The sequence below is a fragment of the Bacillus sp. FSL R7-0672 genome, from assembly GCF_038601465.1.
In the GTDB taxonomy this organism is placed as follows: domain Bacteria; phylum Bacillota; class Bacilli; order Bacillales; family Bacillaceae; genus Bacillus; species Bacillus pumilus.
This window is the reverse complement of the sequence record NZ_CP152010.1, coordinates 3,580,670-3,596,216: the sequence shown is the minus strand read 5'-3', so window position 1 is coordinate 3,596,216 and position 15,547 is coordinate 3,580,670. Positions and strand designations below refer to the sequence as shown.

The 15,547-nt window shown below is 42.0% G+C and carries 13 protein-coding genes; 3 read left to right on the top strand and 10 right to left on the bottom strand.

Annotated elements, in window-relative coordinates:
• Window positions 1-16 precede the first annotated feature (16 nt).
• The 7 genes from MKY18_RS18325 to MKY18_RS18295 form a co-directional block, all read right to left on the bottom strand.
• Window positions 17-1,345, bottom strand: coding sequence for a citrate:proton symporter (locus MKY18_RS18325; protein ID WP_044139130.1), 1,329 nt, complete (start codon window positions 1,343-1,345; stop codon window positions 17-19).
• A 294-nt stretch (window positions 1,346-1,639) separates the two neighbouring features.
• Window positions 1,640-3,706, bottom strand: coding sequence for a beta-galactosidase (locus MKY18_RS18320; protein WP_342497633.1), 2,067 nt, complete (start codon window positions 3,704-3,706; stop codon window positions 1,640-1,642).
• Between the two features lie 23 nt (window positions 3,707-3,729).
• Window positions 3,730-4,938, bottom strand: a complete 1,209-nt coding sequence (locus MKY18_RS18315) for a glycosyl hydrolase 53 family protein (RefSeq protein ID WP_126741015.1) — start codon at window positions 4,936-4,938, stop codon at window positions 3,730-3,732.
• Between the two features lie 11 nt (window positions 4,939-4,949).
• The gene (locus MKY18_RS18310; RefSeq protein ID WP_185108154.1) at window positions 4,950-5,792 is read right to left on the bottom strand and encodes a sugar ABC transporter permease; all 843 of its coding nucleotides are present in this window, start codon (window positions 5,790-5,792) and stop codon (window positions 4,950-4,952) included.
• Window position 5,793: 1 nt separating this feature from the next.
• Entirely contained in the window at window positions 5,794-7,032 is a 1,239-nt protein-coding gene (locus MKY18_RS18305; protein ID WP_003214698.1) for a sugar ABC transporter permease, read from the bottom strand.
• 138 nt (window positions 7,033-7,170) lie between these two features.
• Window positions 7,171-8,436 carry an extracellular solute-binding protein gene (locus MKY18_RS18300; RefSeq protein ID WP_126741013.1) on the bottom strand — a complete coding sequence of 422 codons (1,266 nt, stop codon included), beginning with the start codon at window positions 8,434-8,436 and terminating at the stop codon, window positions 7,171-7,173.
• A gap of 172 nt (window positions 8,437-8,608) precedes the next feature.
• The gene (locus tag MKY18_RS18295; RefSeq protein ID WP_340913608.1) at window positions 8,609-9,604 is read right to left on the bottom strand and encodes a LacI family DNA-binding transcriptional regulator; all 996 of its coding nucleotides are present in this window, start codon (window positions 9,602-9,604) and stop codon (window positions 8,609-8,611) included.
• A 172-nt stretch (window positions 9,605-9,776) separates the two neighbouring features.
• On the opposite strand from MKY18_RS18295, the gene MKY18_RS18290 reads away from it, so the two are divergent.
• A complete protein-coding gene (locus tag MKY18_RS18290; RefSeq protein ID WP_113767925.1) occupies window positions 9,777-10,676 on the top strand; it encodes a LysR family transcriptional regulator in 900 nt (299 codons plus the stop codon).
• A 14-nt stretch (window positions 10,677-10,690) separates the two neighbouring features.
• Here the strand turns inward: MKY18_RS18290 and MKY18_RS18285 are convergent, their stop codons facing one another.
• The 3 genes from MKY18_RS18285 to MKY18_RS18275 form a co-directional block, all read right to left on the bottom strand.
• Complete coding sequence (locus MKY18_RS18285; RefSeq protein WP_113767924.1) at window positions 10,691-12,367, bottom strand: hypothetical protein; 1,677 nt, start codon at window positions 12,365-12,367, stop codon at window positions 10,691-10,693.
• 82 nt (window positions 12,368-12,449) lie between these two features.
• Complete coding sequence (locus MKY18_RS18280; protein WP_342497632.1) at window positions 12,450-12,860, bottom strand: hypothetical protein; 411 nt, start codon at window positions 12,858-12,860, stop codon at window positions 12,450-12,452.
• 12 nt (window positions 12,861-12,872) lie between these two features.
• A complete protein-coding gene (locus tag MKY18_RS18275) occupies window positions 12,873-14,357 on the bottom strand; it encodes a DUF2974 domain-containing protein (RefSeq protein WP_217012574.1) in 1,485 nt (494 codons plus the stop codon).
• Between the two features lie 108 nt (window positions 14,358-14,465).
• Between MKY18_RS18275 and MKY18_RS18270 the strand changes: the two genes are divergently transcribed.
• Together MKY18_RS18270 and MKY18_RS18265 are read left to right on the top strand one after the other, a co-directional pair.
• A complete protein-coding gene (locus MKY18_RS18270; protein ID WP_034620291.1) occupies window positions 14,466-14,966 on the top strand; it encodes a DUF1433 domain-containing protein in 501 nt (166 codons plus the stop codon).
• A 60-nt stretch (window positions 14,967-15,026) separates the two neighbouring features.
• Window positions 15,027-15,509, top strand: a complete 483-nt coding sequence (locus MKY18_RS18265; RefSeq protein WP_185108148.1) for a DUF1433 domain-containing protein — start codon at window positions 15,027-15,029, stop codon at window positions 15,507-15,509.
• Window positions 15,510-15,547: the final 38 nt, after the last annotated feature.

Below are 15,547 nucleotides of genomic sequence, written 5' to 3'. Positions count from 1 at the left end.
GCATGTCTTTCTTTTTTTAAATGATACCGATCAGCATCGCCACGAACAGAAGGATAATACTGAATCCCCACATCCAAAAGAAGGAATAGCGTATATGTTTCCCCATATCGACCCCTGCTAGGCCTACAGCGAGCCAAACAGCAGGTGCAAGCGGACTGACAAATGTTCCGATGATATTCCCAATCATCATGGCATAAGCCGCTGAAGTACCAGGTACACCAACCTCAGATGTAATGGATTCAACAATTGGCAAAAGGGCGTAATAATAAGCGTCTGTACTAGTCAGCATATCGAGCGGCACCCCAAGCATTCCGACAATAATATGTAAAAATGGCAGTAAGAAAGCTGGTAAAATATGAATACTGTCGACCGCAATGGCTTTCAGCATCCCTGTACCTTCAAGAATTCCTAAAAATGAACCTGCGGAGAAAATAACAGCCGCCATCATCAGTGCACTAGGTGCGTGCGCCTTGATTCTTTCCATCTGTAAATTCACATTCGGAAAGTTAATCAACAGTGCTAGTGACAGGCCAATCATAAACATATAACTAGCAGGAATCACGTTTAACACGAGAAGTACCACAACACAGACAAATAGAATAAGGTTCACCCAGATGAGATGATAACGCTTTAAAGAAGCGTCTCCTGTTTCGCTAATAGACTGAATGGCACGATCCCAATCGGCGCCTTCTAGTTGAACAGCAGCTACTTCGTTTGCAGCAATTTTCACCCGAATTCGTTTTTCTTCCCTCTTTCCTAAAAAGAACGCCATTCCTAACACGAGCACCACCCCAATGAGCTGGATAGGAATAAGCGGCACCCAAAGTTCAGATGGATCCATATTCAAGACGCTTGCTGCCCGTCCAGTCGGACCAGCCCAAGGAATCATATTGGTTAATCCGGCACTCGTCCCAATTAATAACAGCAGCAAGTAAGGACTCATATGTAATTTTTTATAAAGCGGCAGCAGTGCAGGTACAGTTAATAAAAAGGTTGTAGCCCCTGCTCCATCTAAGTGAGCAATGATCCCAATTAAAGCAGTTCCCATTGCAACTGTGACAACATTTCCTTTTGTCAGCTTGATTAATGCTTTAATTACAGGTTCAAAGAACCCTGTATCTTGTAAAATGCCGAAAAATAAAATGGCGAAGATAAACATGGTCGCCACCGGCAATACTTTGATAATTCCTTCTTCAAAAAAGGTTTGAATGTCATTTATCCCAAATCCCGCAATCAGTGCTCCTATTAAAGGCACCATGACCATAGCGACAATTGGACTTGCTTTCCCCCAAATCAGCAATACAACAATCGTTAAAATAATCAACAATCCAACAAGCGTTAACATAAGACCCTCCCCCTACAATAAACCGTTTACATTTGTTAGCTCTTTTTATCACAATGCAGTCCCACAGCTGCATTGAAAAAAAGAGTATCAAAAATATGAGCATTAGGCAACCGCTTTCATACCTATACAATGGTAAAAAAGGATGGTGAATCCATTCACGGCGCGGTATCAAACATGTCAAAAAATTTAGATAAAATATAACGCTTCAAATACATTTCTACTAATAAATATATTTATATAGGTATTTAAGATCATTAAAAAAGAAGCGTCCAATGAATGAACACTTCTTTTAAATTATTTTTTCAAGATGACGTACTCGTAAGGGTCAAGCTGAAGCTTCTCTGGCACCTGCTCGGCAGTCAGCATATTTTCATAGCTTTCCGCTGAATCTAGTGATATGTTCTGCTGCTCTTCTGTAAAATTCATCATAAACACATATTCCTGAGTGCCATCTGTTCGTTTTTGTACACTGATTCCCTCTGGAATCACCGCTGATAGGACGGGCTGTATATCCATTTCTGCGATGAGTTCCTCGTAAAACTCATCATAAAAAATCTGCTCATTTTCGGAAGCCATATAGTATGCTTTTCCATCTCCAAAAGGATGGACAGTCAGGGCTGGCTGTCCTTCGTAGCAGCCGTTCTCAAAATGTCCTAACACAGAGGCCGTTTCAGGATGTATGGATTCGCAATATTGCCCGACATGGTAGGTGCGTCCATTTCCTGTGGTCATTAATACATGTTCATCTGGCATCAATGTGTTGATTTCCTCAGCCCAAATGCCAAGTACATGGCGGAGAGGACCGGGGAAACCGCCGAGGAAACAGAGGTCGTTTTCATCGACCATGCCGCTCCAGTACGTTGCCACAAAAATGCCGCCCTCTTTGACAAATGCTTCGATCTTTTCTGCCACGCCTGGTTTGATCATGTAGAGCATTGGACCAACGAGCACACGATAGGATGAGAAATCCTTTTCCATGCCTACAATGTCAACAGGAATGCCTTTTTTCCAAAAGCTTCGATAGTGAGTTTGACAAGCTTCTACATAGCGTTTGTTTGTATTATTTAAGCCTTGTGCATCATCAATGGCCCAGTGGTTTTCCCAATCGTATATGATGGCGACTTCTGGTTGAACGGATGTGCCCGCAACCGGCTGCAGCTGCTTTAGTTGTTTCCCTAGATCAGCCACTTCTTGAAATACACGTGTATGTTCATGTCCTGAATGATCCACAACTGCGCCGTGGAATTTCTCAGAGGCACCTCGACCCTGTCTCCACTGGAAATACAGCACTGAGTCTGATCCGTGGGCAATCGCCTGCATAGCAGACAGATGAGCCATTCCTTGATGTTTGACTTTATTCACATCATGCCAATTCACGAGGCTAGGCGTGCTTTCCATCACGAGAAATGGCTGACCGTCCTTTAATGAACGATATAAGTCGTGAACGAAGGCAACGTTTGACGCTAATTCAGCGGTTGTTTCCCTGCCGCTATGCCATGCTGGATAGCTATCCCATGAAATCACGTCGACTTCTTTTGCAAATTGATGATAATCCAGTCCAAGAAATGGGCGCATATGTGGGTAGTCGCCCATAAAGTTGGTGGTCACTGGAATATGAGGTGTCAATTCTCGCAGCGGTTCAATTTCATTTTGATAAAAATTGATCGTTTGCGATGTGACAAAGCGCTTCCAGTCTAGGTTCATTCCGTGGATCATGTGCTCCCCGTGCGGTGCAGGTGACTCGATTTGTGACCAATCACTATACGTGTGGCTCCAAAACCCCGTCCACCATGCTTGATTCAAAGCTTCAAGGTCATGATTGTACTTGTCTTTCAAATAGCCTTGAAATGCTTCTTGGCAGAGATCACAATGACATTCGCCGCCGTACTCATTCGAAATGTGCCACATGATCAGTGCTGGGTGATCCTTGTAGCGTTCAGCGAGCAAACGATTGAGTGTATTCGTTTTTTCTCGATAAACTGGTGAGGTGAAGCAATGATTATGGCGCAGTCCATGTAAATTACGCTGACGGTTCGCTTCGACGCGCAATACCTCAGGATATGTTTGCGAGAGCCATGCAGGCCTTGCCCCGCTTGGCGTGGCAAGAATGGCGTGTGCCCCCTGCGCTGCCAAACGGTCCATGATGTCATCCAGCCATGTAAAATCATACTGACCTTCTTTTGGCTCTAGCTTACTCCATGCGAAAATGTTGATGGAGAATGTTTGACAGTGTGCAAGCTTCATTAATCGAAAATCTTCGTCAATGATCTCCGGCATATGAAGCCATTGATCTGGATTATAATCGCCACCATGCAAAAAGCCTTTCACATTTGGGTGAACGAGTGGGTAACGCTTTCCCATTTTGTCACGTCCTATCCTATTAATTACGGTGTCATTTGTTTAAATACGTCTAGAGAAGGCAGTGCTTTTCCGTTGAAATCAAACATCGCTTGATTTTCCCAAGCATTTCCGACTGTACCGGTTGTTTGGATATAAGCCAGCCCGTATTGACTAGACCACGGAGCGCCTTTCGCTGGAATCCAAAGTGGCTCCCAATAAAAGAACCCTTTCCCGCGATTGTTTTTCACTTGTGAAATTTTTTCTGATAGATCTCGTATAAAAGATGCCTGACCTTGAGGTGAAGCGGGATAACCGGCAGTTTTGACTGAGTCTTGGTTAAATGAGTTTTCTAGGTTGTCGCCATTTGCTGTTGTAAAACCGTATGCGGTTTCTACCACGATGACGTCTTTGTGATAGCGAGCGCTAATGTCATTCATATTGTTAGTAAGACCGCTAAATCCGCCATCCCAATACGGGTAGTAAGATAAACCGATCGTATCGAACGAGACACCTCGTTTGGTGATTTCATCAAACCACCAGCGGGATGCACCATTGTCCCCACCATGGGCAAGGTGAAGCATGATGTTGATATTCGAATCGACAGAGCGAACAGCATTTGTGCCCGCCTTTAGCAAAGCGGCAAGCCGGTCAAATTCACCGCCGCCTTCACCCCAGCTTTTGCCGTTCGGCCACAGCATGCCTGAGTTCAATTCGTTTCCGACCTGTACCATGTTCGGCAAAGCATTTTGTGCTCTCATCGCTTTGAGTACATCCCCTGTGTAAGTGCCAACCGCTTTTACTAAATCGTTTTGTGAAAGAGATGCCCAAGCTTTCGGTTTGAACTGTTTACCAGGATCGGTCCAGAAATCACTGTAGTGAAAATCAAGCAGCACTTTCATATTTTGTGCTTTTGCGCGTTTCGATAAAGCGATGGCTGTATTGAGATCGTTTGTCCCGCCATTATAGGCACGGCCTTGGTTGTCGTATGGGTGGTTCCACAGTCTAATGCGCACATAGTTGACGCCTTTTTCCTTTAATAGCTTGAGCGGGTCCACCTGTTTTCCATTTTGGTCGAAGTATCTGCCGCCGCTTCTCTCCACTTCCGCAAGCATGGAGATATCGGCTCCTTTAATGAAATCACCTTGCAGTCCATTGATCGGCTGAACTGAAATCGCATCCGCTTTTGCTTCAGGTAAAATCCCTAATCCCATCAAAAAGAAAACGACAACCGTGACGAGCATCCATTTCTTCATCAAATCTCCCCTTATCCTTTTGTCCCGCCTTGTGTGAGGCCGGACACAAATTGTCTTTGTAACACAAGAAACAATAAAGCGACTGGAATCGCAATGAGTAAAGCTCCGGCTGCAAAAGTCGTGTAGCTGGCCCCCATTTTGTCTGACACAAGATTGTACAGACCGATCGGGAGTGTATACATTTCGGGTGAGCGGACAATGACACTGGAGATGATGAAATCACCCAGTGGTCCTGTAAACGAGTTGATGGCGACAACCGCTAAAATGGGCTTAGCAAGCGGCATAATAATTTGGATGAAAATCCGGAAATGCCCTGCGCCGTCCATTCTGGCTGATTCGTCGAGATCCTTCGGAATCGCATCAAGATAGCCTTTCATTAAATACGTATTCATCGGAATTTGTCCGCCTGCATAAATCAAAATCAGTGCAAGATGGCTGTTAATCAATCCAAGCATTTGAGCCAAAACGAAAATCGCAATCAGCGCTGAAAATTGAGGAATCATTTGCAGCAGTAAAAAGAGCATCAGCCCATTTTTCCGTCCTTTGAAACGGAATCTAGAAAAGGCATAGCCTGTAAAACTAACAAGAATCAGCGTTAACAACATTGTGGCAATACTGATCTTCATGGAGTTCCAATACCATTTTGCATAAAGTGCTCCCGGGCCGAAGAAGAGCTCGGTAAAGTGACTGAACGTTGGATTCTTCGGAAACATACTTGTACTCATGAGGCTGTTTCCAGGATTAAAGGAAGCACCGATTGTCCAAAGCAGTGGATATAGAATACAAATGGAGGCTATGAAAAGGATAAAATAAGTAATGCTCAGGCGAATGAGCTTGTTTTGTTTTGATCCCATATCACATCATGTCCTCCTCTTTGAATGAATTCGTTCTCTTAAACTGCCAGAGTGCAATGGCGATGACAAAGATTGAAAGTAAAATCGTGACAGCCGCAGCGAGTGCATATTGAGAGGACTGCATCGTGAGTTTATAAATCCAAGACACCAAGATGTCCGTTCCCCCAGCGGTTGACCCCGCAACAGGCGGTCCTCCGCCATTAAATAAGTAGATGATATTAAAGTTGTTAAAGTTAAACGTATATTGTGTGATGAGGATGGGTGCAATGGAATAGAGAACAAGCGGTAACGTGATGGACCGGAATTTCTGAAAAAAATTGGCTCCATCAATGGTCGCAGCCTCATATAAATCCTCGGGAATCGCCTGCAAAACGCCTGTTGTCATAATGAAAACGAAAGGAAATCCAAGCCAAGTCTGCATCGCAATGAGGGCAATTTTGCTCCAAAATGGATCTGTTAGCCATGGTTTTGGATCAATCCCTATCGATGCAAAAAGTGTATTGTTAATGGCCCCAAATGTATCATTGAACAGTCCAGCAAACACCAAAATGGTCACAAAGCCCGGAACAGCCCAAGGGAGAATCAAAATGGTTCTAAAAAACCGTTTTCCCTTTAAATCCTTCTGATTGAGCAGAACCGCTAAAAAGATGCCGAGGGCACATTGAAGAGTCGACGCAGCCAAAGTCCATACGACGGTCCAGCCAAGTACATCAATGAAGGTGTCTCTCCAAATATCAATGGAAAAGATATTTTGAAAGTTCTTGATTCCTACCCAGTCGATCAGATTGGCAGGAGGCGAGTGATATAAATCATAGTTCGTAAAGGCAAGCGCAAAGCTGAACATAATAGGAAAGACAACAGAAAATAGAAGTAAAAAGAAAGCAGGAGTGCTCATTAAGTAAGGGAAGCCTTGATCGATGAGCTGATGATATTGAGCACGGATGGAATGAAGTGGAACCCCTTGATCCCGTTTCTTTCCATTCATAAAAGCATCACGCATCATGAGTACATAAAAGCCGATACCAAAACCAGCTGTTAACAGCGCAATAATCCCCTTTGCTAAAAGAAAAACAGAGTTGTCACGAGGCAGCATCGTCCCAAGTGTGAACAGTCCCCAGAAGCCAATATTGAATAAATCATAAAATACAATCAAAAAAGAGACGCCGAACAGGAAAAAAAGTGCCCCTTTGCCGTACTGTTTGTTGTATATCTGCCCCATCCCGGGTATAAAGGAGAACATTAGCGCCCGTCTCCGGTGTGTCTTTGATTCCACTGTGTGTGTGCGGTCTAGTTCAAGGTTACCCGTCACGTCTAACACCTACTTCATATAAAATTAGATCAACTACAGGCAGTTTGATAGACTACCCGCATTTGATGGTTATTTGGAGTGATTTGCTTTAATTTGAGAGTCGATTTGATTGACCGCATCATCAAATGCCTTTTTCACATCTGTACGACCAGTTGCAATCAGTCCTAATGCACTATCAATCGGCTTCCACACCTCTTCCATTTCAGGATTGTTCGGTGTCAGTGTGGCGTATTTCGTTTGTTTAGAAACAGCATCCGCATTTGCGTTTTCCGTAATGATTGGATCTTTCATCAGTTTTTTCACTGGTGGAATTTCCTCTGTTAATTCAAAGCGCTTCTTTGAATTTTTTTCGTTCGTGATAAATTCAACAAATTTCTCAGCAAGTTCTTTATTTTTAGAATAAGAGGAGACGTTGTAGCCTTTTACACCTAAGAATGAGCTCATATGTTTTCCGTTAGGGAGTGTTGGCAACTCGGCCACACCATAGTCAATACCCGCCTCTTTATATGGACCAAATGACCAAGGACCAGAAATGACAGCTGCTGCTTTTTTCTCTGTAAATAAGGAGTTGAGGACATTGATTCCTTGTTCACCAATGATGCCTTTCGGGAAAAGACCTTCGCTAAAGAATTTTTGAATGTATTCTCCGCCTTGGATGGCGCCATCGTTGTTCAAACCAATGTCATTAACATCATAAGAGCCATCGCTTTTCTGCTTGAAAATATAGCCCCCAGATCCCCCTAAAACACTTTGCGCATAGTAAATTTCATCCCATTTCGCAACAAAACCGTACTTTCCGTCTTTTGTCAGCTTTTTCGAAAGATCATACCAGCCATCAAGTGTCGTTGGTGCCTTTTTGACAAGATCTTTGTTATAAAAAAGGACAGTGGTTTCAACGGATTTTGGCAGACCATACAGCTTGCCATCTACCGTTTGTGATTGAATCGATTCGTCTGTGAAGGAGTCGATCACTTTTTGATCTGGCTTGATTTCTTGTAATAGCCCCTCAGTGACAGCTGATCCAATTTGATTGTGAGGCATCGTGATGACATCTGGACCTGTCCCAGCTGCTCCATCTAGACGGAGAGCTTCGATTTGGTCGGCATAAGCTTTTTCGACCACTTTGATTTTCACATCATGTTGTTTTTCGAATTCTTTTACAGCGTCTTGAATCCCCTCAGTTTTTTTGACATCCTCCCACACTAGTAAGGTCTTTGTACCTGTAGATGCTGGCTGTGTTCCGCTTGAATTGTCATCTCCCGGTCCGCAAGCTGAAAGCAGAAGCACAGCAGTCCCAACGACTGCTGATAATGTCGCCCATTTTCCCTTTTTCATTCGTAATCCCCTCTCGTTCTTTTTTCACAGATGATAAGAAAACGCTTTCTTAATGTGAGAATATCAACTTGAGTAAAAAAAGTAAACATATTTTATTAAATTTATTAAGTAAAATTTTTTACTGATGTAGAGAGAAAAGAAGCCCTCCACATTGGACGGGGCTTCCGGTTGTTTATATCGTACTTTTTCGAAAGACAGGTTCTGAGGCAATCAGCACAGTTTTCGGTAATGTTCTGCCGTCCACAAGTCTTTCTAACAGTAAATCAACTGCTGTTTCACAAAGTAAAGACGTGTGGATATGATACGTGGTGAGCGGTGGTGACACATATTGAGACACATGAATATCGTTGATACTAAAGACGCTCACGCGGTTCGGCAGAGAAAATCCGCGCTCATTTAATGCTTGTAAACAGCCGATGGCAAGAGGATCACTAGCGACACAAAAAGCGGTGGGCAGGTCATCACCAAGCTCATCAATCGCCTTCATCATCAGCGCATAACCATCATCTACTGAGAAATGGTGACCGACATAGACCAATTGCTCATCAAGGACATTGCGAGCCATCATATATTCACGGAAAGTCGTTTCGCGAATATCTGGAATATGCACATTCGTATTCAGATCAATGTCTGTGCCGCCAACGAATCCAATGGATGTGTGTTCTTTTTCAATAAAAGAATCGATGATCCTTTCAACAATTCGTTTCAGGTTTGGCTTTACTGAATCAAAACGGTCTTCATCTGGTGACGTATCAATAAAAACGATATGTTGGGTGATCGCATATAATTGGTCAAGCTCTGACGTTTTAAATCGGCCGATGGCGATGATCCCTTCTGTAGAAGGATCAATGGAGTGAAGCCCATCAGATGGATTGTAAGCGGTGACATTTAAACTCCGAGTATTCGTAAGTTCCTCAATGCCTAGACGAATGGATTTAAAATAAATATCTTCAAGCTCTTCCTTTTCGGTCATCCAATAGAGAAAGGCGATTTTTTTTAATGAATGTTTGAAAGTTTTCTTTTGATAGGACAAAGCTTCAGCGGCGGCGTATACTTTCTCACGTGTTTGATCCGTGACAGATAGGTTGGGATCTTGGTTCAGTACGCGAGATACAGTCGCAATGGATAATCCAGCTTTTTCAGCAATGTCCTTTATTTTAGCTGCCAAATCAGCACCTCCTATAGAAAATATCTCCTTCTAGTATAGAGTCTTTAAAAAAATTAGTAAATATTTTTATTAAATTGTTTTCAGTTAAGCGCTTCTTTACGCACTGGGAAGGAATTAGTAAGATATATATATGAAAGGTTTTGGATTAAGATTTCTGATAGGAGAGGGACCGATGTATTATGATGCACTGAAGACATTTGTGACAGTTGTGGAAGAGAAAAACTTTACAAAGGCAGCCCAAAAGCTGCGGATTTCTCAGCCAAGTGTCAGTCTTCATATTAAGAACTTGGAGCAGGAATTCCAGACCGTTCTGCTGAATCGTTCGCCAAAGCAACTAACTGTTACACCAACTGGGGATATGCTGTACCATCGATCAAAACAAATCATTCGTTTATATGAACAGGCGAAGCAGGATATTTATGAGCATCATCATCTGGCAAGAGGGAAGCTGACAATCGGGGCGAGTTTTACCATTGGAGAGTACGTGCTGCCGCAAATATTGGCAGAGTTTCATCAGCTCTATCCGCATGTGGACATTGAGGTGGTCATTGATAACACAGAGGCGATCGCCAGTCATGTCCGCTTATTCCATGTCGACATCGGTTTGATCGAAGGACAGACGAATGACAAAGAACTGACTGTAGAAACTTTTCTAGAAGACGAGCTATATATCGTCGCGCCATTAGATCACCCCTTTGCTAAGAAAAAGGATGTCACGATTGATCAACTGCAAAACGAAACATGGATCACAAGAGAAGAGGGATCAGGTACCGGGGAATACTTACAGCACGTCCTGAAATCAAATGGACTGAAAGCACGGACATTTGTGACGTTTAGCAGCAATCAAGCGATTAAAGAGGCTGTGATTCATGGAATGGGGCTTTCTGTTTTATCTAAATATGTCCTCCAACGAGGCAGCATTGGCGGTGAATTGGCTGTCATTTCTGTGAGAGGAATGGATTTTAAACGAAAATTTTCCTATGTCGAGTCACCGATGACAGGGGGAAATAAAAATAAAGAATTGCTCGTTGAATTGTTAAGGAAAGAGAGAAAAGACGCTTCTCCTGGGTAGGAGAAGCATCTTTTTTATAACCCTTTAATGTGGATTTCATCAACTGGAAGGAAGATTTCACCCGTATCTGTGTATTTCATGGTGACCTGATCGCCTTCTTTTAAATAAATGACGAGAGGTTCTTTTTCAGATGACATGGTGTAGCTTTTCCCATCGTCTAGCAGGAAGGTGACGGTTGTATAATCACCGGTCTTTTCTTTATAGACTCGTTTGACTTTCCCTGTAGTTTCTTTCTTTTCCTGCTTAGAGGAACTGTTAACGGTACCGCCGCCTTTTTGCAGAGCTGTCTTATAGGCTCTCAGTGCTTCGTTTGGTGTAGAAGCGTACGCAGCGATTTCAGGATTGGCTGCCGAAACGATAAAGTAGTTTTGCAGGAAGCCATTTGAATCGAGAACTGGTGTGAGCCAGCTGGCTTCTCCATAGAAATTATAGAGAATCGGCATGCGGCCTTTCCATTTCTTTTCGATGAAACGTTTCTCAATAATTTGCAGAGCGCCTTGAGAATCCATGTAGGACGCTTCAAGATTTCCGGTATAATAAGTCGCTTTTCCTGTCCGGGCATTTGTCAGGGCATACCCAAGCATCGAATCAACGCCCTCTTTCGGACTTGTGAAATCTGTGAAGTAGTACATATCTCCTTTTGCATCAAACACCGGACTCACATTGGCTTCTGTTCCTTCATCTGAAGGCAGCTTTACATCTGACTTTCCAAACATACTATTCCAGAACCCGTGAATATAGTTTCCGAAATAACTGTTTTGCAGACTGACCGCTTCTGGTGAAACAGCACCATCAATAAAAGCAGGTACTTGATCTAGAGCATATTTCTTCGTTGCACCTGTTTTGGCATCAACAACGACCACGCCTGATGCTTTAAAGCCGTTTCGGGCAGAGATAAAATCGCCATACGTGCGAATGTAATAAGGCTTTCCATCATCATTGATTTCCAGCTGTGTGTCGCCGTAGAAAATCAAATCAGGGTATTGAAGGCGAATATGCCGCTCAATTTCTTTGTTGAAATAAGAGGAAGGCGTGTAGACCATCTCTGTTTTCACAAACTTTGGATTGGCAGATGAGTCGGTCGCACTTAAAGTAAAGTAACCCGGCGTACTCCCTGAACGAATCCATTTAAAGAAATCCGAGAATTCCACTGGGGCGATGTACACATACTCACCGTTGACCTTCTGGATTTGCAGGCTGCCAAGCTCATAGTAGCTTGTGTTTGGAACCTGTCCGAACGATTTCTTCATTTTGTTCCGAGCAAATTGAGGCGGTACACTTGCAGGTGTTTCCGTCTCATCAAACGCTTTGATTTCCACTTTTTGTTCCATTTTGGAGACATCAAATTTCTCATTCGCATTGAATAGAAAAGCTGTCGCCATATAAACACCGAGCAGTAATAAAATAAGAAACAGCACGCCTTTGATCTTACGCTCCAGCCCAACTGATAAAAAGGCGCCTGCTGCTGTCACAACAAGTCCAATCAACCATAGGGATGAAGGGTTACGATCCAAATTGGTCATATAATAGAAAACAAAAATACCGACCATGAACAGTAAAGCAAGGCCTGCAATCCACATAAGCGGAACCTGCTGTTCTGTTCCTTTCTTTCTAACGATCAACTTGAGTGGTGTGAGCAAGAGGGTCAAGACAAGACCGATCACAACCGAAAATAACAAAATATATCCCACAAACAGATCTCCTTTCAAATCAATCACTCTTTTAGTATATACGAGTGAGATGGGGAAAAGATTCATAAGACGGAAGGTTCATCTAAATGCCAATCGAGTCGATGGTGGATTGAACATCTTCTTTCAGTTCGTAAAACTTGAGTCTTTGCTCGATTTTCTCTGTTAAGGCGTCAATGGCTTGTCCTGACATATGCGTATGGATGCGCTTTTGATGTTTATACACTTTGTTCTGAAGTTCAGCAATTAGATCTAAAATTTTTCCCGCTTCTTGGCGGTCTTCTGCAAATTCATGTTGAAGCTGATGCCGGATGGCTCTGATTAGCGCTGTTTTCTGCTCTTCTTTGATCTTTGCTTTCAAAGCAGCCAGCTCTGCTGGTGTCATGTCTTCAGTGTGAAAGTTTGTTTGAGAAAAGACGGAGCTTGATGTATGCGTATCTGTCATTCGTTGCAAAAAACGGTCTGCATCTGTTGGTTGTTTCTTTGAAAATTCCATTCCTCGTACTCCTTAAGAAATGCCCATATTCTTTGCCAGGGCTGTATCTGCATCATGGTATTCTTTCCCTAGCTGGCTCATATCATCTGATATTGAGTCCAGCCACCTTTTTATATTCATCGCGCTATCAATCGCTGTATCATACTCTTTGACGGAATAGAACTCATTCTCAAGTCCCTCTGTTTTTAAGTGGCGAATTACAGCATCCACATCTGATGCCGTCAGCTGGTCATACGAACCAAAACCGACAATTTGTTTGTATCTCGAACGAACTCGTTCTACCGATTGATCCACTTTGTCATCGAGTTTCTCGATTTTGCGAATGATTTGCTGTATATGGTGCTCGGCATATGTCGAGAATTTACGACCTGTGTTCATGAGAACATGCGACTTGATTAAAATCGCCACCACACTTTGCGGGTGAACATTCGACTGACTCAATTGATGTAACATGGCGGCAGTGAGAGAAGGGTTTTTTCTCAACATATCATCAATGGTTTCAACGGAGCCATCTGATGAAAAGGCATACCGATCTAAGCCATGGCTGCCAGCAAGGGCTTCAAGGAATAAATTCGCATCCAGTGAAGGATTCACACTCATTGCCCGATTGAGGAGATCTTTCATGAATTGGACGGCTTTGGAGGAGTCCTCGGAGTAATCGACGCCTTCAGGTAAAGCGGCATCATACATCACTTTCACACGACCGATTTCTGTCGTATGTCGATTTAAAAGAGAAAGCCCGTCATTGAGATTGATATATTCTGTTAATCTACTGCGGTAATCACCTTTTAATGCTTTGGCTTGGAGGCCATCCGATAAATTGGGGTAAATATTCGGATTCTCAAAGGTGACCCCGCCTTTAATAAAATCATTTTTGACAAGAACATAGGATGCATTCGACCCGCCGAGTGAATGACCTGTCACATACATCTTGGCATTCGGCATTTTCTTATGTATTTCTTTCGCATAACGATCCGCTTGAACCATTTGATTCTCTGCACCATGTTCAAATGGGATATTTTTAATCAGATACTTTGTATCCGAAACCATCCAATCTTGAACAATTTCATTTGTATAGGCGGTTGTGCCTGTTGTCAACTTAGTCGTCACTTCCTGTGAACCCTTCGACCGACTAAAAGGAGGCAGCTTCGTCAAAATGGTAGAAAGAAGATCATCTGACTCTTTTTTCCCATGTTTTTTAATGGTATCTTTATATTGGCCAGCGCCAATCGGTTCTGACCCGCGGTAGGCGATGACGGCGTTTTTGATTTTGGTGAGGTCTCTTCCGCCATCGGAGCGATCAAAATCTTCTTCGGAAACGATAGTTAGTGCATTAAGACCTTTAGTTGTTTCTTTATAATCAATGACATACATGGTCTTATTTTTACTAATGTCTATTTCACTAGAAATTCTATAGTAATCTATTTTATAAGCCGCATTGGAAATAAGATTATAGTCTTTAGCAGAAAGTTCGTTTTGGGCTACTTTTTTAGACAAAATTGTCACTCCTGTAATATTTATCTTATATATTATATGATATTGTATGATAGATATCTATAAAAAGAGGATTAAAATCCTCTAGATTAACAAAGGTGGATTTATCTAATGAAAAACACAATCAAAGTTGTGATTATATTATTTACTATCGTTATTATTCTAATAGTTTCTCTTATTATCCAACAAGATAAGAAAGAAAAATCGAATGATTCAGGAGGGGAAACTGTTGTGAAAGAGAAAAATGATCAAGAAAAAGCAGAAGAGTTTGCAGAGAAGATGAAACCAAAAATCGAAGAAAGATTACATAAAAAAGATATCCATCATTTTATAGAAAAAATAACATTCAAAAAAAAGGTATCCATTAGTCCAATGGGATATGTAACAGTTGATGGTTATATAAATGATGATGCTGAAAAATTTTATTTCTCAGCATCCTTAATGCATAAATCTAACGAAATTGGTTCTATGAGCTTTTCCCCAGAGTTGTCATATCGTTTTAAAGACTGGAATAAATATAAAGATGAGCCTGAGATAAAAGAAAACTACCTTAATAGACTCTCTGAAAAAGAACGAGAGCAATATCTAAAGGACATTGGAGAAATAGAGTAAAACAGGTACTAGTTTACCTGTTTTTATTTGGGTTAAAGTTCATTAAGGAGTTTTGTCTTTATGAGAAATACATTGAAACTTTCTATTATAATTGTGGTCGTCATCGTCTCGGTAACTGTGTTCATTGTAGAGTGCATTCAACAGAGTCTGTCAGATGATGTAGTGGAAGAGATGAGCGATCAAGAAAAAGCTGAAGAGTTCGCAGAAAAGATGAAGCCAAAAATCGAAGAAGATCTACATAAAATGGATATTCATAATTTTATTAAAACTATAACGTTTGAAAAAAAGGTGACCATCAATCCTATGGGGGATATTGTTATAAATGGATACGTGAATGATGAACCAGAGAGATTTAATTTTTCTGCTTCATTACAGTTTAGATCTAAAAAAGTAGGTCCGATGAGTTATTCAGAGGATTTATCAGATCGCTTTATAGACTGGGATGAATATAAAGATGAACCTAAAGTTAAAGAGGATTATCTTAAAAGCTTCACCGAAAAAGAACGCGAACAATATCTGAAAGACATTGGAGAAAAAGAGTAATAAGATCAACCTGCTAATATTCCCTAAATCGTTGAAAA